Genomic DNA, 22,695 nt, shown 5'->3' with positions numbered 1-22,695 from the left:
ATCCCCGCTTCTTACATGTAGCCCGAGCTGCGCAGGCGCTCGAAGCTGTCCTCGGCCTCGTTGTCCATGGCGCGGCCGGCGCGCTCCGGAATGCGGGTCACGACCAGTTCGGCGATGATCTCGTCGATGGTGCCGGCGGTGCTGTCCACCGGGAAGGTGATGTTCTTCTCGCCCAGCGAGCGGTAACGCTTGCCGTCCTTGGCGAAGTACAGCGGGACGATGGGAATCCCCTCTCGCTTGGAATAGCGCCAGATGTCCAGTTCGGTCCAATGCAGCAGCGGGTGGATGCGGACGTGGGTGCCTTCGTCGAACCGGGTCTTGTAATGGTCCCAGAACTCCGCCGGCTGGTCCTTCACGTCCCAGTCGCCTTCCAGCGAACGCGGCGAGAAGACGCGCTCCTTGGCGCGGGTCGCCTGCTCGTCGCGGCGGATGCCGACCATGATACCCTGGTACTTGCCGGTGCGGAGCAGGTTCTTCAGCCCCTCCGTCTTGCGGGCGGCGGCGCGGGTCAGCGGCGGCAGGGTCTGGTCCATGTCCGCTTCCGGCGGGCACTGCTCCACCCGCAGGTCGAGGTCCCACTCACCGGCGATGCGGTCGCGGAAGTCGTAGACCTCCTGAAGCTCCATCGCGGTGTCGAGCTGGACGACCGGGAACGGAACGCGCCCGAAGAACGCCTTGCGGCAGAGCCAGAGCAGGACGTTGCTGTCCTTTCCGATCGACCACAGCAGAGCCAGCTTGTCGATGCGGTTGTAGGCCTCGCGGAGGATGTAGATGCTCTGGCTCTCAAGGTAATCGAGATCGGCGGTCATTGTGCGGTTCCGGTCTTCTTGAAGGTGTGAATGCCGCATTCGGTCTTGGCGGTTCCGGCCCAGCGGCCCGACCGCGGGTCCGCACCGGGAGCGACACGCTCGGTGCAGGTGAAACAGCCGATGGACAGGAAGCCGTCGGCCTCAAGCGGGTGGCGCGGCAGGTTGCGCCGGGTGAATTCCTGCTCGATCCGCTCGCGGTCCCAATGGGCGAGCGGGTTGATCTTGATGCGGCCCGTGCCCTCCTCCGCCTCGAACAGCGGAAGGGCGGCGCGCGTGGACGCCTGGAACCGCTTGCGCCCGGTCACCCAGGCGTCGAACCCCTCCAGCGCGCGGTCCAGCGGCACCGTCTTGCGCAGATGGCAACAGGCGTCGTGCGAGCGGGTGAACAGCAGCCCGTCGGGGTCCTCCGCCGCCAGATCCGCATCGGCCGGGCCGATCGTGCGCACGCCGGTCAGGCCGAGCGCGGACACCAGCTTGTCGCGGTAGTGCAGCGTCTCCCCGAACAACTTCCCCGTGTCGACGAAGAGCACCGGGAAGGACGGGTCGGCCTCCGCCGCCAAGGCGAGCAGCACCGCCGATTCCGTTCCGAAGGACGAAACAACAGCGACGCGGCCGTCGAATTCATCCCGCAGGAGAGCGTTCAGAAGCACCGCCCCGTCCAGCCGCCCGTAACGTTCGGTCAGATCGGCCACGCGGTCGCGTTTCACAGCCTGGGCAAGTCCATCAAGCATGACCTAATTGCCTATCCACGAAGTGGAGTATTTGTTCTGAATTGCACATTAACACCAGTTTCACGGCGTTGCAATGCATATACATTGTCTACATGTATTATAGGTTTAAGCGAGTTTGTGAAATCTGTTGATTGCACCCCGCCATCGCGCTTAAATGCGCCCATGATGTCTTTTCACGATAGCTTCGGTGTGCATTCCGGGTGGCGGCGGTGATCCCGGTCGCTCTCGACCCGACGCATGTGCGGATCGCGCTGGTCGGCCAGGGGCCGCTGGCGAAGCGCCGTCTTGCGCAGTTGCTGGAAGGCGGTGCGGCACCGGCGGTCTATTCACCGGAACCGGATGCGGAATTGATCGCCCTTGCGGGCGCGGACCTGCGCCGCGCCCTGCCGTCGCCCGCAGATCTGGATGGCGTGCAGGTGCTGTTCGTGGTCGGCATCGACGACCCCGCTGCGGAATCCCTGGCCGGTCAGGCGCGGTCGCGGAACGTCCTGGTGAATGTCGAGGATGTGATTCCGCTCTGTGATTTCCACGCGCCGTCTGTGATACGCCGCGGCGACCTTCTGATGACCGTCTCCACCGGTGGCAGGAGCCCGGCGCTCGCCCAGGTGCTCCGCGAACGGCTGGAGACGCTGTTTCCCGCCGTCTGGGCGGACCGGCTGGCGGAACTCGCCACGCTCCGCGACCGCCTGCGCGCCGCGGGCGCCAGGGGACCCGAGGTGCTGCGCGCCTGCCGGGACCTGATCGCCGCCAAAGGATGGCTGCCATGATCGCATCGTCTCTTCTGTCCCGCACTCTTCTGTCCCGCCTGCCCGCCTTCGAGCCGGGCAGCGTCTGGCTGGCCGGGGCCGGTCCCGGCGATCCGGGCCTGCTGACCCTGCTGGCCGCCAAGGCGCTGGGCGAGGCCGACGCCATCGTCCACGACGCGCTGGTCGGCGGCGGCATCCTGGAGGCCGCCAACCCCGACGCCCTTCTGGTGGACATGGGCAAGCGCGCCGGCCACCCCTCCCCCAAGCAGGAGGCGATCAACGCGCGGCTGGTGGAATTGGCGCGCGAAGGCCGGCGGGTGCTGCGGCTGAAGGGCGGCGACCCCTTCGTCTTCGGGCGCGGCGGCGAGGAGTGCCTGGCGCTGGCCGAGGCGGAGATTCCCTTCCGCGTGGTGCCGGGCGTGACCGCGGGGATCGGCGGGCTGGCCTACGCCGGCATCCCGGTGACCCACCGCGGCTTCGGCACCACGGCGACCTTCGTCACCGGCCACGACAAGGCCGGCGGCCTGCCCGCCGACCTGGACTGGGACGTCCTGGCGCGCATGCCCGGCGCTCTGGTGTTCTACATGGCGCTGGGCACCATCGGGACCATCGCCGAGCGGCTCGAAGCGGCCGGCAAGCCGCCGATGACCCCGGTCGCCATCGTGTCGAGCGCCAGCACCGAGGCGCAGAGCGTCATCGAGACCAATCTTGCCCATTGCGCGCGGGACGTCGTGCGGCTACAGGCCAAACGCCCCGCGATCGTCGTGGTCGGCGAGGTCGTGCGGCTGCGCGCCCTGATCGGCGCGTGGCAGCAGACCACCGGCCAGCATCCGTTTTCCATCGCCGTGTCGGCGTAAGCGTTCGTGTTAGGAGTTGAAGGCATGGCGTTGAACGATAAGTCCAAGAACGAAGCGGTGCTGAAGACCATCACCGCCAACCGCCTGCGCGACGGCGAGGTGATCTTCCTCGCCCCCGGCCCCGACCTCGGCTGGGTGGAGCGTCTGGACGAGGCCGCCCTGTTCGAGGACGCGGACGCGGCCGAAACGGCTCTGGCCGCCGCCAAGGCCCAGGCCGAGGGCGAGCGGTTCGCCGTGGACGTCTACGCCTTCGACCTGCGCGTCACGGACGGGCGGCGGGTGCCGGTCAAGACGCGGGAGCGCATCCGGGCGCTCGGCCCCACCGTCCGTATCGATCTCGGCAAGCAGGCTGCGGCCTGAACCGGGCGGCCACAATTCTGACAAGGGCGAGTTCCATGAACCACATCGCGCCCGGCCGCAACGCCGGGGTCTACAGCTACGACGACATCGACCGCCGCTTCGTCGCGGAGCGCGTGGAGCAATTCCGCGCCCAGGTCGAACGCCGCCTGTCCGGCGAGCTGACGGAGGACGAGTTCAAGCCGCTGCGGCTGATGAACGGCCTCTACCTCCAGCTCCACGCCTACATGCTGCGCATCGCCGTTCCCTACGGCGTCCTGACCGCGCGGCAGCTCCGCAAGCTGGCCGAGATCGGGCGCAAGTACGACAAGGGCTACGGCCACTTCACCACCCGCCAGAATCTCCAGTTCAACTGGATCAAGCTGGAGGACACCCCGGCCATCCTGCACGAACTGGCCGAGGTGGACATGCACGCGCTGCAGACCAGCGGCAACTGCGTGCGCAACGTGACCACCGACCAGTTCGTGGGTGCCGCGCGGGACGAGGTGGTGGACGGGCGCGTCTACGCCGAGATCCTGCGGCAGTGGACGACCCTGCACCCCGAATTCACCTTTCTGCCGCGCAAGTTCAAGATCGCCATCATGGGATCGGACGCCGACCGCGCGGCCATCCGCGTCCATGACGTGGGCGTCTTCGCCAAGCGCAACGAGCGGGGCGAGGTCGGCTTCACCTTCTACGTCGGCGGCGGCCTCGGCCGGTCGCCCTTCATCGGCAAGCTGATCCGCGACTGGGTGCCGGAGGAGGACTTCGTCGCCTATCTCGAAGCCATCCTGCGCGTCTACAACCAGTACGGCCGCCGCGACAACATCTACAAGGCGCGCATCAAGATCCTCGTCCACGAGCTGGGCCAGGAGAAATTCACCCAGGAGGTGGAGGAGGAGTTCGCCCGCCTGCGCGGCCCGAAATACCGCCTCGCGCCGGAGGTCGTCGACGAGATCCGCCGCCGCTTCGGCGGCCCGGCCTATGAGACGCTGACCGACGAGCCGGAGTCCTTCCAGGCCGCCAAGGCCGCGAACCCGGACTTCGCCCGCTGGGTGGCGGTCAACGTGCTGGCCCACAAGGTTCCCGGCTACGCCGCCGCCACCATCTCGCTGAAGCCCGCCGGCGGCATCCCCGGCGACGCCACGTCGGAACAGATGGAGCTGATCGCCGATCTGGCCGACGCGCACAGCTTCGGCGAACTGCGCGTCAGCCACGCCCAGAACCTCGTGCTGGCCCATGTCCGGCAAGATGAACTGTTCACCCTGTGGACGGCGCTGGAGGCCAACGGGCTGGGCACGCCGAACGCCGGGCTGATCGGCGACATCATCGCCTGCCCCGGCCTCGACTACTGCGCGCTGGCCAACGCCCGCTCGATCCCGCTGGCCCAGGCCATCTCGGCCCGCTTCGCCGATCCGGCGCGGCAGCAGACCATCGGCGAGCTGGGGATCAAGATCAGCGGCTGCATCAACGCCTGCGGCCACCACCATGTCGGCGCCATCGGCATCCTCGGCGTGGATAAGAAGGGCGAGGAGTTCTACCAGATCACCGTCGGCGGCGACCCGACCCTGACCACGGCGATCGGCGACATCCTCGGCCCGGCGGTGACCGCCGACGAGACGGTGGACGCCATCGAGGCCATCGTCGAGGTCTATCTGTCCAACCGGCACGACGGGGAACGCTTCATCGACACGCTGAAGCGCGTCGGCCACGGCCCGTTCAAGGAGAGAGTCTATGCCGCTCATTAAGGACGGCCGCATCGTCGAGGACGCGTGGGTCGCGGTCGCGGACGGCGAGCCGGTTCCCACCGACCGCCCCGCCATCGTCACCTTCGAACGCTGGCAGGCGGAGCGCGCGAGCTTCGACGGCCGCAACGCGGCGCTCGGCGTCCGGGTCAAGAGCGGGACCCTGGCCCCGGCCATCGCACCGGACCTGGACCGCTTCGCCCTGGTGGCGATCGAGTTCCCGAAGTTCCGCGACGGCCGCGGTTTCTCCACCGCGCGCGAGCTGCGGGAGCGCTATGGCTATGAGGGGGAGATCCGGGCGGTCGGGCACGTCATCCCCGACCAGTACCGCTTCCTCCTGCGCACCGGCTTCACCTCCGCCGAGGCGCCGGAGACCACCAACCCGGAGAGCTGGGCGCACGCACTGACGGAGATCACCGTCGCCTTCCAGCCGTCGCTGGACGACCCGCAGCCGCTGTCGCTCCTGCGCCGCCGCCTGGGGTCCTGACACGCGTGGCGCCCGCGTCCCAAAGTCATGGGAGCGGGCGCCTTGCGGCTCACATTCCGCGGAACAACCAGAACAGGCCCGCCGCAACCGCGACGGCGACCACCACCACGACTCCGGCCACGGATCGCCGCAACCGGGCCTCGCGCCGCTCGACCTCCTGGCGCTTTTTCAGCAGATACTGCTGCTCGGGTCCGAGGAAAGCCCCCGAATCGCCGTCCAGGGACAGGGCGCGTTTCGACGCGCTCCGGCCACGCATCGCGGGAGCCGTCCGGACCGGCGGCCGCGCCGCCCTCCCTTCCAGAACCATCGAGTCGCCCGCCAGCGGGCGCCCCGTCCCCGGACGACCCCGGCCCGCCTTCCTGGATGCCTTGCGTCTTTTGCTCGCCATGCTTCTCACCTCACCGTCGGCCGGCGAAGCATAGCGGCCCCGCCCCGCTTATCCACCCCTTGATGACGACGGGCCAGCAAGGTCACACCGCGTTTTCCCGCCTTCGCCGAATCATTGGGCAATTGAGGGGAATTCGCGCAAATCGCGTTTCAGTTCCCGAAAAAGCGAGCGGAGACTGGAAAAAATCCCGACAACACCGCCCACAAGCGCCAGCAAAATCCGTACTATGCGGCATCGCGCCGATGCAGCCAGGATTCTCGCATGCCTCATGACGTTCCGCTTATATCGACCATCGCCATCGCATTTGGGTTGGCCTTCATCTTCGGATACATCGCCGACCGCATCCGTTTGCCTCCCCTCGTCGGTTATCTGGTCGCCGGCATCATCGTCGGCCCCTTCACGCCGGGTTTCGTCGCCGACGGCGGTTTGGCCGCCCAGTTGGCCGAGATCGGCGTCATTCTCCTGATGTTCGGCGTCGGTCTGCATTTCTCACCCTCGGACCTTCTGGCGGTCCGGAAGATTGCCATTCCCGGCGCGGTCGGCCAGATCGGCCTCGCCACCGCGCTGGGCGTCGGGCTGGCGTGGCTGTGGGGCTGGAGCCTCGGCGCCGGTCTCGTGCTCGGCCTCAGCCTGTCGGTGGCGAGCACGGTCGTGCTGCTGAAGGCCCTGGAAGAGCGCGACATGCTGAACACCGCCGAGGGCCGCGTGGCGGTCGGCTGGCTGATCGTCGAGGACCTCGCGATGGTCCTGGCGCTCGTCCTGCTGCCGGCCCTGGCGGAGGTGCTGGGCGGCCACGCACCCGGCGCCGCGGGGGGCGCCGCCGGGGATCATGGCGCCGGCTCGGACGGGCCGATCTGGCTGACGCTGGCTCTGACGCTGGGCAAGGTGGCGGCCTTCTCCGTCCTGGCGATCGTGCTCGGCCCGCGCGTCGTCCCGGTGATCCTGACCAACGTGGCGCGCACCGGCTCGCGCGAGCTGTTCACCCTGTCCGTTCTCGCCATCGCGCTCGGCGTCGCCTACGGCTCGGCGGTGCTGTTCGGCGTGTCCTTCGCGCTGGGCGCCTTCTTCGCCGGCGTTGTGCTGAACGAGTCGCGCTTCAGCCACAAGGCGGCCACCGATTCGATGCCGTTGCAGGACGCCTTCGCCGTTCTGTTCTTCGTCTCGGTGGGCATGCTGTTCGACCCGTCGATCCTGATCCGCGATCCGCTGGCGGTCATCGCCGTGGTGGCCCTGATCGTCGTGGGCAAGTCGCTGATCGCCTTCGGCATCGTGATCCTGCTGCGCTTCCCGGTGGGCATGGGTCTGGCGGTCTCGGCCAGCCTCGCGCAAATCGGCGAGTTCTCCTTCATCCTCGTCGGGCTGGGCCTGTCGCTCGGCCTGCTGCCGGAGGAAGGGCGCGATCTCGTGCTGGCCGGCGCGCTGCTGTCGATCACGCTGAACCCGGCGGTCTTCGCGGGCGTCGCCGCGCTGCGCAAGCATCTTCAGGCCAAGCGGCCGGCGGGCGTGCCGCCCTATGGCTGGGAGCAGTTCGAGCAGCTCCAGAGCAGCCTCGCCGACGCCCGCCATCAGGCGGAGGAGCGCGAGAAGGAGCACGATCTGCAAATCCAGGCGCTGGCCAAGACCTTCCCCGTGCTGTCGCTGCTGGACGCGCACGAGCAGGAGCGGCTGATGATGCTGTTCCGGCCCAAGTCGGCGGTTCCCGGCGAACGCATCATCCGCAAGGGCGACCGCGCCAACGCCATGTACTTCATCTCCTCCGGCGCCGTGGAGGTGCTCATGGAGGGCCAGACCATCCGCCTGGGCGCCGGCACGATGTTCGGCGAGATGGCCCTGCTGAGCGGCCAGCGGCGCAACGCCGACGTTGCCGCGGTCGACTACTGCCAGCTTCAGGTGCTGGAGCGGCGCGACTTCAACCAGTTCACCGCCCGCCATCCGGCGTTGCGCACGGCCCTGATCGACATGGCCGCGCAGCGGCGCAAGATGAACCAGCAGGACGCGGCCACCGACGAGGCCGTGGCCGCATCGGAAAGCGCCGCCTGAGCGGACGCGCATTGAAACGGAACACCGCCAGCCTCTCCGGCAGAGGCCCGGCGGCTTCCGCAAACCGGCCTTTGGAGAACAGCAAAAGAAAAGGCCTTGGAGCCGATCAGCTCCAAGGCCTTTTCATCTTCCAGAACATTGGTCGGAGCGACAGGATTTGAACCTGCGACCCCCAGACCCCCAGGATGGGGCAGGATATCTAAAGGTATTGAAATCATTGGATTTTCAAAACCCGAATCAGGCCAGTTTTCCACACATTTTGACCCCGAGTTCCACACGGATTTCCACACAGGATGGCCGTGTGGAAGATCGCTTGGAGACGACGGCTCCAGCCCTGTCCAACCCCATCCAGGTGCTGAACATCCTGTTGGCCGACCCGTTGGAGCGGCTGGTTCGGACGCAGGGCGACGGGGCCGCTTCCTGGTGCTTGCTTCGTGATGGCCGATTCGTTTTGCCCGATACGGCGTGCAAGCTGCGCGGGCCATCGGCTGTGGAGTTCTACAGCGGCCGCCTGTTCGCGATCGGGGGAGAAGACGGCCCCGCCGACGCCCCGGTGGTGTATGCGTGGTTCACGAAGCCGTAAGCCCAAGGCATTTCGGCGTAGCCGATGATCTCGGCGCGATTCCCGTCGAGGCTCATGCGGCGGCCCTCCCGCATGCAGTCCCGGCCATGGGCGCGCCTTCGCCGAACACCTCGGCAAGCGCAGCGACCGTCACCGGGTGATTCAAGATGCGCTGCACCTGTTGACCGGCGCCCGGCGCGACGAGGCGGTGCAGGTCACTCAGGATGTTGGAAGAAAGGCGAGAGCTGGCCGATGGGTCGGTCAACCACTCGTCGCGCATCCCAATGACGGCTTTGGCGAACAGCCCATCCAGCGTCAGCGCCGCTATGGGGCACAGCCGATCAAGAAGCTCTCCGCCTCGCCGCCCCTCAGCTTCAGCAAGATCGTCCAGGGCGCAGAAATCAGGATGGTTGATTCCGCCCCTCAGCCCGAGCCGATCAGCCAGGGATCGGGCCTCAAGGTTGAGGCGGTCCGATTCCGCCCAGCTATCCAGCCAATCCAGGCACAGCCGCAGCAGTTCGGCGTCGGGGTGCGGCTCGCCAGCCGGCGGCAGCCCCAGGGCCTTGCGCCCATCGGTCTCAGCATAGGCGATAGCGGCGCTAAATGGATCCACGGCATCGGCCGACACCGGGCCGGCCAGGGCCACCGCCGACGCGCCGGCCAGGATGGAGCGGCGGGATAAGGGCTCAAGCATGGGCCACCGCCTTTCCGTCCAGCCACGCGCCCAGGAGGGTCTTACGGGAACACACCCGCCCGGCCATGCGGAAGTAGGGCAGCTTGGCGGCGCGGATCAGATGATCGACGGACTTCGGCGGAACGCCCAGATAGGCCGCGATGCGCGGGCCGCCATAGAGCAAGTCCCCATCCTCTGTAAGCGCCTCGTCAGCATCCCGCCGGCGCTGGCGCCGCACCTCCTTGCGGGTCTCGGTGCGGGCGTTCGCCTCCAGGGCCGCCACCCGCTCATCCAGCATCACCACCATCTCGGCGTTGTTCCGCACCTCCCGGATGCCGCCGGCTGCCGCAAGCTCCTCCTGCCCGCGGCGGAACTCGGCGAACACCTTGATCAGCCGGGTTCGGGTCACGGTGGCGACATTGCCGCTCACCAGCCCGCAGACGGCCAGGGACTGCAACTCGGTCAGCCAGAAGACGCCCGGTGCATCCCCCTTCCCTACCGTCTCCTTCGCCTGCGGGACGTTCACAATCCGGCCCAGGCCAGCCAACAGGCTCCGGTGGGAACGGATCAGCTTGCGCACGGTGTGCATGTCCGGCAACCCGAGCTGGACCGCAAGCCGCTGGTCGGAGATGCGCGGCTCGTCCCATTCCATGCTGATGTCCTGCACCGTCAGGGCGGTGGACCCCGGCAGGTAGCCGCCCTTGAAGATCGCCCGGATGTGCGGGGCCGCGCCGATCAGGGCGACGCGCTGGCGCAGGTCGGCCAGCTCCGCGGCGAGGTGGGCGATGGTCTGTTGCTGTTCCTCGGCCACGGGCAGCACGCCCCGCCTGTAAGCCAAGAACACCTCGATGATCTGCCGGCGCACCAGGGCGGCTTGCGGGGTGCGGGACAGGGCGCAGATGACCAGCGCTTGGCCTTCGTTCAGGTAGTAGGCTTTGCCGGGGCGGCCTCGGCCCATGGGATCGGTGTTTTGCGCCACGGTGGCGCAAATCTCCCCATAGGTCTCCAGCTCGGCACGGTTCCGCTCGATCAGCTTCCGAATGTCGCGCGGCTGGCCGAATCCCAGCCGCTCAGCCAGGATCACGTCCGAGACGCGCGGCTCCCCGTCTTGGTCGTTCAGTTGGTCGGGCGACAGCGGCGGCAGGTCGGCAGGCTTGGTCGGCACCAGGGTGCCAGCCGATTTCCGGCGGCTGGCGCCGGGCAAGGGTGTGGTATTCTCGGAATCAGCCATGATCCGTAGCTCCAGTTAGCTCGATTGTGGTCAGGCCGGGCCGGATGCTCCCAACACCCGGTTCGGCCGCGCTTGCTATGTCACTAAAAGTGCCATATCATACGGCATCGGTCAACAATGAATGTCACTAAAAGTGCCATGTCGATAACACCAGCCCAATGCCGTGCGGCCAGGGGACTCTTGAACTGGAGTCAAGATGAGCTTGCCGAAGCAACCAACGGAGAGGTTGCGAAGCGATCCCTTGTCCGGTTTGAGAAAGGGGATACAGCACCTCAGCCGCGCACCCTCACCGCTATCCGCACGGCTATGGAAGCGGCTGGCGTCGAGTTCATCCCGGAGAATGGCGGGGGGGCGGGAGTACGGCTGAGGAAGGGCAGCGATGGGCGATAACTGGTCACTGTCGTCGCTGGTCGAGCGGGTGCTGAAGGTGTGATTGGGCGGCGGGGCTATCTGCCGAAGGGGTGATGGACCGCCCCGCAGGCTACTGAGTCGAGTTCATGCCGGAAGGCCCCGTCAGGGAAAGAGAGGGCCGGAAGCACAATTAAGATACATCGGCAGCAAGGATATTACGTGATGGAATCAACACCAAAAGCCAATATAGAATTTCCCTTCACTTCAGAATTCGAAAACAGTCTGAGAAGTGCTTATATTCAAGCAGACGCTGCAATTTCAGCTGGTAATTTTCAGGGGTATGCAACAATTATTGCTGGATTGTTTGCAATACTAGCCGCAGCAGTTGCTTACGTAAGCGCATCGAAACAATTTAACTTCGAAAGGAGAAACCATCAAAATCGCGTTGATGCATATGCACGCAGAACAGCTATGATTGTTAACAAATCTCTTCATCACCTCGAACAACAAATCCACTTTCACAAATTAAAGATGAATGGTAAGAAATTACCTGACAATGATGCAAATTTCATGACACAAAAGTTTGACGGAAGCCATTTCCATTCAGCAAATTGGGAGCTTCACGCACTACTTGGCAGCGATATTTCTTCCGCAATTCATGACGTTGATATTTGCATAACTGACATCAATGCTTATCGCAATTTTATAACGAAAAAACAAATTACAGATATAGAAAAAGTTTCGCTTTCATTTATTGACCACAGCTTCAGCTACATGCATAATATTACAGGTAATCATCCACCAGATATCGATAGATCTCTTCTGCATTCACTGAAGCACTATATGGATAAACTATCACAAGAGCTTATGGAACATCCCACCATTAAGAGAGAGATGGAAATTGACTTCAAGAAGGCAAAATCTGTCGGGGCAAAAAGGCCCTTCAGAGCGTTGCTTGGGGCGTTCAAGTTAAAAAGGTCATCCAACTAGTGCACCGACTCATTCAGAAGGTGCAGGCAGTCGGTCGAGTTTCGCGAAGATGGTTTCGGCGGGCTTGGTCCAGACAAAGGGCTTGGCGGCCTTGTTGTGCGCGCGGATGTAGCGGGTGATGGCGTCCTGGAGATCAGCAACGGATTTGAAGACGCCACGCCGGATGCTCCGTCGCGTAATGATCGAGAAGAAGCCCTCGACGGCGTTGATCCACGAGGCCGATTTGGGCGTGAAATGGAAGACCCAGCGCGGATGATCGGCCAGCCAGTCCAGCACCTTGGGGTGCTTGTGGGTGGCGTAGTTATCGACGATGGCGTGGATCACCTTGCCGGCCGGGACGGCGCGCTCGACAGCATTCAGGAACCTGATGAACTCCTTGTGGGTGTGCTTGGGCATGCAGCGTCCGACCACGGTGCCGTCCAGCGTGTTCAGCGCGGCGAACAGCGTGGTGGTGCCGTTGCGTTTGTAATCGTGCGTCATCGTCCCGCACTTGCCGGGCTTCAGCGGCAGGCCGGGCTGGGTGCGGTCGAGTGCCTGGATTTGGCTCTTCTCGTCGATGGACAGCACCACCGCGTGGCAGGGCGGATCCATGTAGAGCCCGACAATGTCCTCGACCTTGGTCGCGAACGCAGGGTCGGTGGAGCGCTTGAAGGTGCGCAGGCGATGCGGCTGGAGGCGATTGGCCTCCCAGATGCGCTGCACGGCGCGCAGGCTGATGCCGACCGTCTTGGCCATCGCCCGACCGGTCCAGTGCGTCACGGCGCCGGGCGGCTCCGAGCAGGTCAGGGCCAGAACCTTGGCGACGGTCGCCGTGGGCAGCGGGGCCTTGCCGGGTTTGCGCGTCTTGTCGCGCAACAGCCCGTCCACGCCTTGTTCAGCGTAACGCACCTGCCATCGCCACACCGCCGGGCGGCTCACACCCGCGCGCCGGGCGACCTCCAGGACGGGCAGCCGTTCGGCCGAGAGCGCGATGATGGTCGCCCGCTGCACATGCTTCTGCGGGCGGTTCCGGTCGCCGAGGATCGCCGCCAAGCGCGCGCGATCCTCCGCTCCACGGATGATGTTGAGAACCTCCAATTGGGCATTGGACCGATGCGGTCGGTGCAAAGCATCGACCGCATGCTGGCCAGACGCCGGATGACGAAGCCCGGGTCAAGGCCGCAGCCGCGCGTCAGCGCGGGGCCGCGGAGCGGCCGCCTTGACGCGGGGGGCGTCATCCGGCAGGCGCCGATGGTCGCTCCTTCCAGGCTTCCACCATCCGCTCGTAGGCGCGTTCGGCGCGTTCGACATACTCCGCCTCGCGTTGCCGGATCTCCTTGATCCAATAGTCCCGACCGGGGCCGGCCTTGCCGTATTCCCGCGGGGCGCCTGCCTTCAGGGCGGCCTTGCGCAACTTCATGGCGGTGAAGGCGGGGCGGGCGTAGGCATAGTCCTTGTCATCGCTCAGCACATGCCAGATGAGGACCGCCAACTTGCGGGCAGTGGCCACTGCGGCCGCGCCGGCTCCGGCCTTCTTCTGCACCCGGTTGAAGAAGGCCCGCAGCGGTCCCGGCGCCATCTTCGCCGACCAAGCGGCCTCGACCAACACCGCGCGGGCCGCGGCGTTGCCCTGTCGAGAGATACGCCCATGGCGGGCCGGATGGTCGCCGGACTGTTGGGTTGTCGGGGTCAGACCGAAGTAGCTGCTGAGCTTCTCGGGGGTCGGAAAGCGGGAGATAGTCCCGATCGACGCCAAGACGGTCAGGGCGACCACGGTGCCCACTCCGGGGATGGTCATCAGCCGGCGCGCCTGCGGATCGTCCAGCGCCTGCTGGGCAATCCCCTTGTCGGTCTCGGCCAGTTGCACGCTCACCCGTTCCAGTTCTGCCACCAAGCGGGTGAGGATGGCCTGCTCCTGGGACGGCAACGGCAGGCGTGCCAGCCAGGCACGGCCGGCTTTGCTGAACAGACAGCCTTCGTATTTCGGGATCAGGTTCCCGTGCAGGATGGCGTGGATGCGGCTCTTGACCCGCACCATGTGCTCGACGATCCCCGAGCGTTCCGTGATCGTTCGCCGGCGACGGATCGTGTCGTCATCGGGAACCCAGACCTCCGGCAGGAAGCCCGCCGCATGCAGGCGCGCCAGGATCACCGCGTCAATCTTGTCGGTCTTCACGCGGGCATAGGCGATGGCCCGCACGAGCCGGGGATTGGCCACGGCGACCCGCTTGACGAAAGGCCGCAGAACACGCTCCACAGCCGAGCTGTTGCCAGTGGCCTCGATGACCACCTCGTCGGTCGGCTCAAGGGTCTTGGCAAATTTCAGGAAGCGATCATGGGCAAGATCGACCCTGGCTTCCTTTGTCACCTGGCCGTCCACCAGGAAGGCGACTTGGGCGAACGAGCGGTGAATATCCATGCCGATGATGCGCATGCTCCCTCCCTCCAGTGGTCCGTCCAGTGGTGGTTCGGGAGCTGGCGGGCTTGCACGACATCTACGGATCCGCGCTCGCAGCGCAACCGGGCAAGTCGTAGGAGGCGGCCATGTAACAACGCGAGCTCGCAGCTCATCGTAAGGACGGCCTGCCGCCGTTTCATGCTCCCGGCGCCCCTATCCCGGTGGACGATCGATACCGCAACCGCGGTCCAATCGCCAGCACCGGCCAGCACCGGAAAACAGCATGCCGGTTAACAATGACACTGACAGTCTGGGCCATGCCGACAGAATCGCACGTCGGCAACCCTTTGTGAATCCTATGTCTGCGTCAGTGCACTAGCTTCCCGCTCCCACAGCCCACCAGAGCGCGATCTACCGGGCAACCGCCAGCCGGCCGCCGGTCGAGTAGACTCCCAGCGCCAGAAGGGCGGACAACGCCCCTCCCCACCCGGCTGGCGAACTGCGTCACCATCATCACCATGCAGGTGAGCAGCTCCAGGCCAGCGGGTGAGTGCCCCCCGATGAAGTCGGGGTTGTCGCCCCCTGCCCTACGGGCTGGACGGCGACAAGGTGGTAAAGCGGGAAGGATTTGACACCTGAAGAGAAGGCCTATCTGAATTCTATTCCGCCTTTTCAGCATCTTTTATGAATTCAAGTTTCAGCAACCGCCCCAAAAGAGCAGAGCGACGTTCTCTAACGCCACTCAACCCGTACTCAACACTGAGTATTTCAATCATAACGTCAATCGAAAAGTATATTGCCGTAAAACATGAAAGGAAGTGCTCATACAAGTTCTCGATCATCTCCTCTCTTGATGAAGCAGGACCTTTTACAAAAATATTCGGCGCAAAAAAGTACCTTACACCAAATAAAGTTCCATGTAGTATTTCTGATGAATGCCTGTATAGAGCCATCCTTGCCGCAGCAAGAGTTGTTCCCAAATGAATAGGATGCGATTCAGCTACTATGTCTATTTTTTTATCGATACTCATATCTATCCAATCCCTAACTTCGCTCCCATCTTTTTTTGAAAATTCTTTTATTGCATCATTAAGTCCAGGGACTGTAGAAGGATCGATCTTACTGGCTAGCTCACTCTTCAAATTAACTTTGACGTTAGTTAAATGAACTTTTCTATCTAGGTCCCTAAAGTATTTCTGAAGCGCGTGTCTCTCGGCTCTATTTACTGCATCGATTCCCAAGGTGTGCAATAGGCATATATTAACACAAGTCTCCAAAATGGATCTTCCAATTGAATAACAGTCTCTAATATTCATGCTTGTATAAGACGATAATTGATATATAGAGTGCTCCGAAACGCCAACAGCTTGAATCATAAGCAGCAACGGCATGATAACATTGCTATTGGTTTTAATTTTTTCAATATCTACATCCGATCCAATATCATTTCCAGATAGAATGTGTATAAGATAGTCGATTACACGCGTCTGCTGATCCAAAATATATCTTAAATCATTCTTCCATCGTAGATACTTCTTTTCCCTGTCTTCAATTTCAGGAATTATTGTTTGGTATCCATCTTCCGCATACACTGCGGCCTTCAACATTGCAATCAGCCTCGATAAGTTTTCTGTAGCACCAACGCCCTCATGAAGAGAGCCGTCATATACTCGATATGTTGATATCCATTTTTCACTCCCTAAATCATAATTAACAGATATTATCATACCTGGAGGCACTTTCTTCATTCCTTTCTTGATTTCTGACTTCAGTTTATTTTCTTCTCGTCTTTTTTTATCAACCATATTACATCCCCAAGTTAAAATGGCCTGTAGAATATAAACACTCGACCAAAGCACACTCGCAAGCCCCTCCTTACACACAGGCGGTGATGGGACGCCCCGGCACCTGACGTCGTACCAGAGAAGGTAGGCACAGGTCCCCCCTTCCACCCACGGGCGCACATCCCCAACGCCTCGGCCATCAGCTCACCGAACAGCGGTCCAGCAGGGCGCAGCGCCGGCCTGTTGCCCCTCCCCTCCATGACGCTGGACGGCAGCACCACCACAGACCAGACCCATCCGAAGAAGCCCGCCAGAAGGCCGCAGAGCGCAACAAGCCCGAACGGGCCACCCCTGGTAGCCCCCCCCACACACAAGCCATCCACGGGCCGTCAGAGCTTGAGCTAACGGGTCTGGATTGTCACTGACCGGAGGGCGGACACTCTGCGCGCGCCGGCACGGCTCCACAAACCGGCTGCACCTCCTAAACAGGTTGAATATGATCATGAAAGCCGCTCCCATACGTGCAGAGAAGCCTACCATGAAGACGAAAACCAAACTCACATGGCTGGCCGTAGCAGCTGGCGCTATCTGTTTGGCCTTCAACGCCTATGCGCTATACCGGTTCGGGTGGGGCTGGGGCACCACTACCGCCGCCATGAACGAGGCTGGCGGCTTCCTTGGCGGTGTGGTTGGGCCGTTTCTCAACTTTATAACGTTGATCGCTGTGCTGTACACTACAGCCATGCAGGCAGAGGAGTTGCGCATCTCCAACGAGACCCTTGCCGCAACGAAAGTCGAATTGGCTCAAAGTAGAGAAACCAGTCAAAGGCAACTAGCCCATACTGAGACCGAATCCCGGAAAAACAGCATTTTGAAAGTTCTTGGCCTTCTTGACTTGGACATTCAATCTTGTTTAAACACTAAATACCATATGTCATCTAGATATTCGGATTCGTTGAAAAGCGCCCTTGAATTCATGGAGGCATGCAAGAAAAATGGCGCAAACATAGAAGAAAGCCATAACTACATGATACTTCAAGAGCTGTCAATTTTAATAATGAGATTAAATGAATACTTGATAGCTTACGAGGTCGAGGAGGTCGCGTCTCCTGTTGTTGCATATTATGAATACAAATATAGCGGTATTGCACAGGAATTGGAGAGATATAAACTTGTCAGGCAGGATCGCGCGAGTGTATTTCTTCGAATATAAACCTTTCCCCTCACACCACCAAGAACCCCTGCGGCCCTTCGTCAGTGCTGTTGATGCTCGGGCCGGTCTCGCCGGCCAGAGCAGCCGCTACAGCGCCTGAGAGGTGCCCCACGGGTCCGCCTCGGTCGCCACCCGGTACTCCGCCAGCACCGCTTCGCGCAGCTCCAGAAACACCGGCTCATCGAGGCAGACGGCCGGCTTCAGCCGCTTCTTCATGAGGGTGCCGGGCAGCCGCACGAACAGCCGCCCGTCCCGGTCGGTCACCCGCACGTTACGGATCTCCACCGGCCCCGCCTGAACGACGGCAACGGCCAGCGTCTGTCCGGTCCCTTCTGACAGGCGAAGGTCCAGCACCTCGACGGCCGGGCACGACGATTCAGGCTTGCTCATGGTCACCTCGCATAGAAAAGCCGGCCGGGCATGACGCGCCGGCCGGCTCATGGATCGGGCGTGTCCGCCCAGGTCAGGCCGCCGCGGTGCTCACGCCGTCCAGCCGCACCGTGACCGTGCTGGCCCCATTGCCGGCGGCCTCCACAGCCACGCCCACCGGGTAAAGCCCGGCGCCGGGCGCGTCGCACTGGTGCGCAGCGTTGTCCCAGCTCACCCGGCCGCCCACGGCGATCACGGCGGCCGGCTTCTTCGGCAGGATGAACACGCCCTCGGTCACGCCCGCACCACCGGTACGTCGTCCAGCTCGGTCGTGTAGCTGGGCGACCTGCTCTCCTGGCGCATCCGCCACGCCCGGCCGATAGTGGCGGCCGGCACCAGCGTATCCCGGCCCATCCGGCTGTTGATCGCGTCCATTGCCGCCATGAGCCGGGCGCCACGCGCCCGATCGGCAGCGGCCAGCAGGTCCGGCTGCACCTTGGACACCGGCACGAGCCCGGACAGGATCACCCCGGCCTTGCTGAACTGGAAGCCGTCACGCCAGATCCTGCGGGCGCCGGCCGTCGCCGCGGCGATCAGCGCAAAGGTGTCGTCGGTCGCCGGCCGCAGCTCGACGGTCGCGGCGTTGCTGTAGGCTGGGCCCGGCCGGAAGGGCGACGTGTGCATGAAGACCTGGAGGGCTTCGACGGCCAGCCCCTCGGCGCGCAGCTTCTCCCCGGCCCGAGTCGCATAGGCCGCCACCGCTTCCCGCATCGGCTCCCACTCCGTCACCGGCTGGCCGAAGCTGCGCGTGACCGCCGTCGTCTTGCGCGGCGCCGGCGCCTGATCGAGCGGCAGACAGGAGAGCCCACGCAGCTCGTAGACGATCCGCTCCCCGACCACGGTCAGCACCTGCCGGGCGCGACGTGGCTCCATATCGCGCAGATCCGCCGCGGTCTTCACACCGAGCATGCCCAGCTTCTCGGCGCTGCGCCGCCCGATGCCCCAAACGTCCTCGACCGGCACGACGCGCAGCACATGCTCGCGCTCCGATTCGCGGCCCAGATCACAGACCCCACTATCGTCCAGCAGCGTCTTCTTGGCCGCGTGGTTGGCGACCTTGGAGAGCGTCTTGGTTGGCCCGATCCCGACGCAGGTCGGTATGCCGGTCCACCGTCTGACCGTCGCCCGGATCTCTGCGGCGTAGGCCAGCAGGTCCCGGCCCTCGAAGCCGCTCAGGTCCAGGAAGGACTCGTCGATGCTGTAGACCTCCAGCCGAGGCGTGAAACCGCGCAGGCAGTCGGTCACCCGGGCCGACAGGTCGCCATACAGCGAGTAGTTGGAGGACAGCACCCGCACCCGGTGGCGCCGGACAAGATCGCGCACCTCGAACAGCGGCTGGCCCATCTTCACGCCCAGGGCTTTCAGCTCGGCGGAGCGGGCGACGAAGCACCCGTCGTTGTTCGAAAGCACGCCGACCGGGACGCCTTCGAGCCGGGGGTCGAAGACCCGTTCGCACGAGACGTAGAAGTTGTTGCAGTCCACCAGCCCGTAGACCCGCGGCGGCGCCATGGCCGTCAGCGCCGATGCAGGCGCACGGTGCTGGTGACCACGCCCCACACCTCGAAGCCGGGCCGGTCGGTGACCTCGGTGGGCCGGTAGCTGGGATCGTCGGTCTCAGGGATCAGGTAGATCCGTCGCCCCCGGATCAGCAGCCGCTTGCAGACCAACTCGCCGTCCAGCACCGCCACCACGACGTCGTCATGCCGAGCGGTCAGGCTGCGATCCACGATGGCCAGGTCGCCGTCATGAATGCCCGCCCGCGTCATGCTGTGGCCGGCGACGCGCAGGGTGAAAGTGGCGCTGGGGTGGGGCACCAGCACCTCGGCGAGATCGATTCGGCCCTCGACATAGTCCGCCGCTGGGCTGGGAAAGCCCGCCGACACCACCGCTTCGACCGCCACCACCGGACACGACGTCATCAACACCGGAACCGGCGTCTCCATGCCCACCTCCCCCATCTGGACCCTCAGGCGAGGATGGCGCGGAATGAGAACTTTTCAAGAACTAAAAGCGGTTGACGCCGACGCTGGAGAATGCGGAGCGGCGGTCTAAATGGGAATATCGTCCCGGTTTATCACCCGCAGGATGGTGGCGGTTTCACCCTGCCCGGCCTACACATCCCCGCCCCGGGCCGGCTCTCGACGGCAGGCAACACCAGAGGCATCCACTTGGACTACCAAGAAATTATCAAGGTCATCAACACACATCATTGTGCGGGCAAGGCAGGGCACACCCCAGTTGTCGAGATGTTCCCTGCCGTAGATGAAACTGACAAGCGAATGTTCGACGTTAAATTCCTTACTGCATTGCCGCCGCCTTGATAGCATCAAGCTGAGAATCGCAACGCGCAAAAATATCAGTAAGATTTTGGTCGAAATAAATTGCTTGCCTTCCGCTCCTCTTACTAATGTAGTACCATTGATCGATTGCAGGTGGCTGCGTTGCCACCGAAAAGACCAATACATCGTACTCATCCGAAGGCTGAATACCAGATGCATCCCTCACATATGAATAAGACACCCTTGGAAAGATACCTTTCTTTTCGATTCTCTTCCATAAATTTGAAGATTCATCGTAACTATTTGTAACAACATAATCATTTTCCAAATCAGCCATTGTGGCCGCTGAATAACCCACCTTTACATAATTAAGTTTTGTATTCATGAAATAACTTCTTTCAGGAACAAATATCCTCAGCTCTCTTGCAGTAACCGGCCTTTGCAAAGGCTTGAGTTGATTAAGATAAGATTCATTCATATAGGCCATGTCGCGCTTCAGTAACTCTTTATCCTCATACCTCTTTCCATTATAAACCCATGCTTGCTGCGCGCATGCACCAAGCATCATTAAACACGCAACAGCAGCGGCGATTGATCGTGACGTCATAGCACCTTTCCTTCAGCGTTTAAGCACTCTTCAAGACTTACCGCCACAATAGCAGATGGGCCAACTTTGCAGCGAACCACACCACCTTGCGGCAGAAGCGAATCATCATGAGATATTTGGCTTTTCCTGTTCTTTGTTTTTGGAACGAGATCGGCCGCACGGGTGCCTTTATCATTTTCCTTCAATAAGTAACGGGCGCGGAATGACCCAATATCAACGTCACAGATGCTCTGCGTCTCCAAAGACAGAGAAGGTATGGAAATGCAAACACCCATGGGCTGGCGGAACGACTGCCCCTCAACTCTATCTATCTGCTTTACCGACCCCGATAGATCCCGAACCGTATATCGGAATCGAAATTGTTTGACCGGCGGCGCATCCATCGCGCTACCAATAAGTGCACCAAGAAGAGCCGCACCAACATGATCGGTGGCCGAATAACTTGGTCGAGACCCTTTGAACGCATTATCGACATATAGTGCCGAACCGTATGCTTGACCGATTGCAGCGCCGCCTGTCGTCCCTGGTGTAGATTCGTCCAATGCTTGAGCATCGATGATGACGCCGTAGCGATTGCTATCTGCTACGTCCACCACGTACTTTGCCTGCAAGCTGGCTTTCTCGGACTCACTCAGAGCCGACCAAACCTGTTCGTTGGTCCTTAGCAACTCTGCCGTCGCCCACGCGTCTGTTATACAGCACAGGAACACGATCAGTGCTGCACGCCTCATGGATTGCTCCGCCACGAATATGCGATTATTAAGCGCCTTGAGCGACTTTTAGGAGTATGGAATCCGGATGGTCGCGAGTCCAGTGCGTTCCACACGGAGATTGATCGCCCGCGTCGGGGTCTGATAGCCCTTCCCCACCTGCAACGGTGGAAGCCTCCCAACATGCCCCGTGCCACGATAACCGGCGCCCTGTGGATCATCGCGTCCGCGCTCGCCTTCATGGCCGCCAACATCGCGATCCGGCACCTGGGCGCTAAGCTGCCGCCGCTGGAGATGGCCATGTTCCGGTCTGCCGGCGGCTTGATCATGGTGCTGGTCGCGTGGCGTGCCTTCCTCCGCCTACGCCAGCTCCGGGACCCACACATCCACCTCGTCCGGGCTGTTGTGGGCGCGGTGTCGCTGATGGCTCTGGTCCACTCCTACGCCACCCTGCCCGTCGCCCTGGTCACCGCCTTCATGTACGTCCGAGCTGCGTTGGTGGTGCCTATGGCTCGCCTGTTCCTCGGCGAGCGGGTCGGCCCCGATGTGTGGGCCGCGGTCGGGCTCGGCATTGCTGGAGGCGTCGTGGCGCTCTGGCCCCGCCTCGCCGCCATCGGGACACCGGCTGCAGAGTGGGAGGTTTGGGAGGCGCTGATCCTGCCGCTTGCCGCCATCGCCGGAGCCGGGAGCCACATTTGCATGCGCCGGCTGGCCCTTACCAACCCGCCGAGCGTCGTGGTGGCCGTCTCCGCGATCCTGGTGACGGCCTTCGTTGCTGTGCCCGCATCCAGCGTGGCGATCGAGCCGCCAGCCGCCGATATCCCGCTGCTTGTCAGCATGGCCCTGCTCAGCGGCCTCGCGCAGTGGTTCACGGTCCGTGGCTACCGCTACGCCTCCCCTGCCCGGCTGGCACCGTTGTCGCTGATCGACGTGCCGATTGCCCTGGTGGCCGGCTACCTGCTGTTCGGCGAGGTGCCGGGCAGCATGCAGGCGGTCGGGTCGGGAATGATCATCGGGGCGGCGCTTTACGTGTTTCGGGCGGAGCGGTCCGATTCGCGCTAAAACTCGTCCGAGTCGGCCCCATAATTCGAGAAAATTGCGCAACATTATTATCGTATCGCACAACCTCACCCATCACCTACACATGCTGGTATGCAGCAATCTTACTGCAACTAAAAAAGTTCGCCACCCACTTGGCCACACCGGTTGCGCAACGAAATTCCCGGCAAGGCTTACGAATCAAGCACCTGACGCTCAAATTGGTTCACCCAACTCCACAGAATCGCTCATAGGTCTGGATCGCCCCAGCATCACACCCCCCACGTGGGTGGTAGTGGCGCACAAGATCGC

25 protein-coding genes are annotated in these 22,695 nt (G+C 62.8%); 11 read left to right on the top strand and 14 right to left on the bottom strand.

Annotation, left to right across the window (positions count from 1 at the left end; translation table 11 throughout):
* Positions 1–11: 11 nt before the first annotated feature.
* Entirely contained in the window at positions 12–809 is a 798-nt protein-coding gene (cysD, locus tag TSH58p_RS03890) for a sulfate adenylyltransferase subunit CysD (protein WP_014240756.1), read from the bottom strand.
* On the bottom strand, positions 806–1,540 hold the full coding sequence (locus TSH58p_RS03885; protein WP_109071160.1) for a phosphoadenylyl-sulfate reductase: 735 nt from the start codon (positions 1,538–1,540) through the stop codon (positions 806–808). Before TSH58p_RS03885 ends, cysD begins: the two co-directional genes overlap by 4 nt.
* Before the next feature lie 200 nt (positions 1,541–1,740).
* On the opposite strand from TSH58p_RS03885, the gene TSH58p_RS03880 reads away from it, so the two are divergent.
* From TSH58p_RS03880 to TSH58p_RS03860, 5 genes are read left to right on the top strand one after another with little or no spacing between them, the layout of a single operon-like run.
* Positions 1,741–2,307: a bifunctional precorrin-2 dehydrogenase/sirohydrochlorin ferrochelatase gene (locus TSH58p_RS03880; RefSeq protein ID WP_247874144.1), complete on the top strand. Its 567-nt coding sequence runs from the start codon at positions 1,741–1,743 to the stop codon at positions 2,305–2,307.
* On the top strand, positions 2,304–3,143 hold the full coding sequence (cobA, locus tag TSH58p_RS03875) for a uroporphyrinogen-III C-methyltransferase (RefSeq protein WP_109071161.1): 840 nt from the start codon (positions 2,304–2,306) through the stop codon (positions 3,141–3,143). The genes TSH58p_RS03880 and cobA overlap by 4 nt, the downstream gene beginning before the upstream one ends.
* Positions 3,144–3,167: 24 nt before the next feature.
* On the top strand, positions 3,168–3,503 hold the full coding sequence (locus tag TSH58p_RS03870; RefSeq protein ID WP_247874145.1) for a DUF2849 domain-containing protein: 336 nt from the start codon (positions 3,168–3,170) through the stop codon (positions 3,501–3,503).
* A 35-nt stretch (positions 3,504–3,538) separates the two neighbouring features.
* The gene (locus TSH58p_RS03865) at positions 3,539–5,227 is read left to right on the top strand and encodes a nitrite/sulfite reductase (protein ID WP_038527642.1); all 1,689 of its coding nucleotides are present in this window, start codon (positions 3,539–3,541) and stop codon (positions 5,225–5,227) included.
* Positions 5,214–5,711 carry a DUF934 domain-containing protein gene (locus tag TSH58p_RS03860; RefSeq protein ID WP_109071162.1) on the top strand — a complete coding sequence of 166 codons (498 nt, stop codon included), beginning with the start codon at positions 5,214–5,216 and terminating at the stop codon, positions 5,709–5,711. The genes TSH58p_RS03865 and TSH58p_RS03860 overlap by 14 nt, the downstream gene beginning before the upstream one ends.
* A 49-nt stretch (positions 5,712–5,760) precedes the next feature.
* Here the strand turns inward: TSH58p_RS03860 and TSH58p_RS33820 are convergent, their stop codons facing one another.
* Complete coding sequence (locus TSH58p_RS33820) at positions 5,761–5,967, bottom strand: hypothetical protein (protein WP_247874146.1); 207 nt, start codon at positions 5,965–5,967, stop codon at positions 5,761–5,763.
* Positions 5,968–6,360: 393 nt separating this feature from the next.
* Between TSH58p_RS33820 and TSH58p_RS03850 the strand changes: the two genes are divergently transcribed.
* Both TSH58p_RS03850 and TSH58p_RS03845 read left to right on the top strand, forming a co-directional pair.
* The gene (locus tag TSH58p_RS03850) at positions 6,361–8,139 is read left to right on the top strand and encodes a cation:proton antiporter (RefSeq protein WP_109071164.1); all 1,779 of its coding nucleotides are present in this window, start codon (positions 6,361–6,363) and stop codon (positions 8,137–8,139) included.
* Between the two features lie 313 nt (positions 8,140–8,452).
* Positions 8,453–8,722 carry a hypothetical protein gene (locus TSH58p_RS03845; protein WP_109469133.1) on the top strand — a complete coding sequence of 90 codons (270 nt, stop codon included), beginning with the start codon at positions 8,453–8,455 and terminating at the stop codon, positions 8,720–8,722.
* Between the two features lie 52 nt (positions 8,723–8,774).
* Here TSH58p_RS03845 and TSH58p_RS03840 read toward each other — a convergent pair whose 3' ends face one another.
* Together TSH58p_RS03840 and TSH58p_RS03835 are read right to left on the bottom strand one after the other, a co-directional pair.
* Positions 8,775–9,395: a hypothetical protein gene (locus TSH58p_RS03840; protein ID WP_109469132.1), complete on the bottom strand. Its 621-nt coding sequence runs from the start codon at positions 9,393–9,395 to the stop codon at positions 8,775–8,777.
* Complete coding sequence (locus TSH58p_RS03835; RefSeq protein ID WP_162600028.1) at positions 9,388–10,605, bottom strand: hypothetical protein; 1,218 nt, start codon at positions 10,603–10,605, stop codon at positions 9,388–9,390. The genes TSH58p_RS03840 and TSH58p_RS03835 overlap by 8 nt, the downstream gene beginning before the upstream one ends.
* Positions 10,606–10,722: 117 nt before the next feature.
* Between TSH58p_RS03835 and TSH58p_RS03830 the strand changes: the two genes are divergently transcribed.
* Both TSH58p_RS03830 and TSH58p_RS32995 read left to right on the top strand, forming a co-directional pair.
* Complete coding sequence (locus TSH58p_RS03830) at positions 10,723–10,995, top strand: helix-turn-helix domain-containing protein (protein ID WP_371732429.1); 273 nt, start codon at positions 10,723–10,725, stop codon at positions 10,993–10,995.
* 183 nt (positions 10,996–11,178) lie between these two features.
* Positions 11,179–11,946: a hypothetical protein gene (locus TSH58p_RS32995; RefSeq protein WP_146205880.1), complete on the top strand. Its 768-nt coding sequence runs from the start codon at positions 11,179–11,181 to the stop codon at positions 11,944–11,946.
* 9 nt (positions 11,947–11,955) lie between these two features.
* Here the strand turns inward: TSH58p_RS32995 and TSH58p_RS03825 are convergent, their stop codons facing one another.
* The 3 genes from TSH58p_RS03825 to TSH58p_RS32990 all read right to left on the bottom strand — a co-directional run bounded on the left by TSH58p_RS03825 (position 11,956) and on the right by TSH58p_RS32990 (position 16,128).
* The gene (locus TSH58p_RS03825; protein WP_109070363.1) at positions 11,956–13,023 is read right to left on the bottom strand and encodes an IS630 family transposase; all 1,068 of its coding nucleotides are present in this window, start codon (positions 13,021–13,023) and stop codon (positions 11,956–11,958) included.
* A 136-nt stretch (positions 13,024–13,159) separates the two neighbouring features.
* Positions 13,160–14,344, bottom strand: coding sequence for an IS110 family transposase (locus TSH58p_RS03820; protein WP_109070372.1), 1,185 nt, complete (start codon positions 14,342–14,344; stop codon positions 13,160–13,162).
* A 638-nt stretch (positions 14,345–14,982) separates the two neighbouring features.
* On the bottom strand, positions 14,983–16,128 hold the full coding sequence (locus tag TSH58p_RS32990) for a hypothetical protein (protein WP_146205881.1): 1,146 nt from the start codon (positions 16,126–16,128) through the stop codon (positions 14,983–14,985).
* A 481-nt stretch (positions 16,129–16,609) separates the two neighbouring features.
* On the opposite strand from TSH58p_RS32990, the gene TSH58p_RS32985 reads away from it, so the two are divergent.
* Entirely contained in the window at positions 16,610–17,320 is a 711-nt protein-coding gene (locus TSH58p_RS32985) for a hypothetical protein (protein ID WP_158282614.1), read from the top strand.
* Between the two features lie 87 nt (positions 17,321–17,407).
* Here TSH58p_RS32985 and TSH58p_RS03815 read toward each other — a convergent pair whose 3' ends face one another.
* From TSH58p_RS03815 to TSH58p_RS32975, 6 genes are all read right to left on the bottom strand, one after another.
* On the bottom strand, positions 17,408–17,710 hold the full coding sequence (locus tag TSH58p_RS03815; protein WP_109070364.1) for a hypothetical protein: 303 nt from the start codon (positions 17,708–17,710) through the stop codon (positions 17,408–17,410).
* A 73-nt stretch (positions 17,711–17,783) separates the two neighbouring features.
* Positions 17,784–17,987, bottom strand: a complete 204-nt coding sequence (locus TSH58p_RS03810; protein WP_247874062.1) for a DUF2190 family protein — start codon at positions 17,985–17,987, stop codon at positions 17,784–17,786.
* Entirely contained in the window at positions 17,984–19,258 is a 1,275-nt protein-coding gene (locus TSH58p_RS03805; protein ID WP_109070366.1) for a Y-family DNA polymerase, read from the bottom strand. The genes TSH58p_RS03810 and TSH58p_RS03805 overlap by 4 nt, the downstream gene beginning before the upstream one ends.
* A 5-nt stretch (positions 19,259–19,263) precedes the next feature.
* Entirely contained in the window at positions 19,264–19,668 is a 405-nt protein-coding gene (locus tag TSH58p_RS03800) for a LexA family transcriptional regulator (protein WP_247895529.1), read from the bottom strand.
* Positions 19,669–20,047: 379 nt separating this feature from the next.
* Positions 20,048–20,635 carry a hypothetical protein gene (locus tag TSH58p_RS32980; protein WP_146205883.1) on the bottom strand — a complete coding sequence of 196 codons (588 nt, stop codon included), beginning with the start codon at positions 20,633–20,635 and terminating at the stop codon, positions 20,048–20,050.
* Positions 20,632–21,366 (bottom strand): hypothetical protein, encoded by a 735-nt coding sequence (locus TSH58p_RS32975; protein ID WP_146205884.1) that lies wholly within the window; start codon positions 21,364–21,366, stop codon positions 20,632–20,634. Before TSH58p_RS32975 ends, TSH58p_RS32980 begins: the two co-directional genes overlap by 4 nt.
* A 162-nt stretch (positions 21,367–21,528) precedes the next feature.
* On the opposite strand from TSH58p_RS32975, the gene TSH58p_RS03795 reads away from it, so the two are divergent.
* Positions 21,529–22,407, top strand: a complete 879-nt coding sequence (locus TSH58p_RS03795) for a DMT family transporter (RefSeq protein ID WP_109070367.1) — start codon at positions 21,529–21,531, stop codon at positions 22,405–22,407.
* Positions 22,408–22,695 lie beyond the last annotated feature (288 nt).

The sequence above is a fragment of the Azospirillum sp. TSH58 genome (genome assembly GCF_003119115.1).
Taxonomy (GTDB): domain Bacteria; phylum Pseudomonadota; class Alphaproteobacteria; order Azospirillales; family Azospirillaceae; genus Azospirillum.
This window is presented reverse-complemented; position numbering and strand designations above follow the sequence as displayed.

Excerpts from the sequence above, each read along its gene's own strand:
- cysD (WP_014240756.1), bottom strand. The coding sequence starts at position 809 with ATGACCGCCGATCTCGATTACCTTGAGAGCCAGAGCATCTACATCCTC.
- TSH58p_RS03885 (WP_109071160.1), bottom strand. The coding sequence starts at position 1,540 with ATGCTTGATGGACTTGCCCAGGCTGTGAAACGCGACCGCGTGGCCGAT.
- cobA (WP_109071161.1), top strand. The coding sequence starts at position 2,304 with ATGATCGCATCGTCTCTTCTGTCCCGCACTCTTCTGTCCCGCCTGCCC.
- TSH58p_RS03870 (WP_247874145.1), top strand. The coding sequence starts at position 3,168 with ATGGCGTTGAACGATAAGTCCAAGAACGAAGCGGTGCTGAAGACCATC.
- TSH58p_RS03865 (WP_038527642.1), top strand. The coding sequence starts at position 3,539 with ATGAACCACATCGCGCCCGGCCGCAACGCCGGGGTCTACAGCTACGAC.
- TSH58p_RS03860 (WP_109071162.1), top strand. The coding sequence starts at position 5,214 with ATGCCGCTCATTAAGGACGGCCGCATCGTCGAGGACGCGTGGGTCGCG.
- TSH58p_RS33820 (WP_247874146.1), bottom strand. The coding sequence starts at position 5,967 with ATGCGTGGCCGGAGCGCGTCGAAACGCGCCCTGTCCCTGGACGGCGAT.
- TSH58p_RS03850 (WP_109071164.1), top strand. The coding sequence starts at position 6,361 with ATGCCTCATGACGTTCCGCTTATATCGACCATCGCCATCGCATTTGGG.
- TSH58p_RS03840 (WP_109469132.1), bottom strand. The coding sequence starts at position 9,395 with ATGCTTGAGCCCTTATCCCGCCGCTCCATCCTGGCCGGCGCGTCGGCG.
- TSH58p_RS03835 (WP_162600028.1), bottom strand. The coding sequence starts at position 10,605 with ATGGCTGATTCCGAGAATACCACACCCTTGCCCGGCGCCAGCCGCCGG.
- TSH58p_RS03830 (WP_371732429.1), top strand. The coding sequence starts at position 10,723 with ATGAATGTCACTAAAAGTGCCATGTCGATAACACCAGCCCAATGCCGT.
- TSH58p_RS32995 (WP_146205880.1), top strand. The coding sequence starts at position 11,179 with ATGGAATCAACACCAAAAGCCAATATAGAATTTCCCTTCACTTCAGAA.
- TSH58p_RS03820 (WP_109070372.1), bottom strand. The coding sequence starts at position 14,344 with ATGGATATTCACCGCTCGTTCGCCCAAGTCGCCTTCCTGGTGGACGGC.
- TSH58p_RS32990 (WP_146205881.1), bottom strand. The coding sequence starts at position 16,128 with ATGGTTGATAAAAAAAGACGAGAAGAAAATAAACTGAAGTCAGAAATC.
- TSH58p_RS32985 (WP_158282614.1), top strand. The coding sequence starts at position 16,610 with ATGAAAGCCGCTCCCATACGTGCAGAGAAGCCTACCATGAAGACGAAA.
- TSH58p_RS03815 (WP_109070364.1), bottom strand. The coding sequence starts at position 17,710 with ATGAGCAAGCCTGAATCGTCGTGCCCGGCCGTCGAGGTGCTGGACCTT.
- TSH58p_RS03805 (WP_109070366.1), bottom strand. The coding sequence starts at position 19,258 with ATGGCGCCGCCGCGGGTCTACGGGCTGGTGGACTGCAACAACTTCTAC.
- TSH58p_RS03800 (WP_247895529.1), bottom strand. The coding sequence starts at position 19,668 with ATGACGTCGTGTCCGGTGGTGGCGGTCGAAGCGGTGGTGTCGGCGGGC.
- TSH58p_RS32980 (WP_146205883.1), bottom strand. The coding sequence starts at position 20,635 with ATGACGTCACGATCAATCGCCGCTGCTGTTGCGTGTTTAATGATGCTT.
- TSH58p_RS32975 (WP_146205884.1), bottom strand. The coding sequence starts at position 21,366 with ATGAGGCGTGCAGCACTGATCGTGTTCCTGTGCTGTATAACAGACGCG.
- TSH58p_RS03795 (WP_109070367.1), top strand. The coding sequence starts at position 21,529 with ATGCCCCGTGCCACGATAACCGGCGCCCTGTGGATCATCGCGTCCGCG.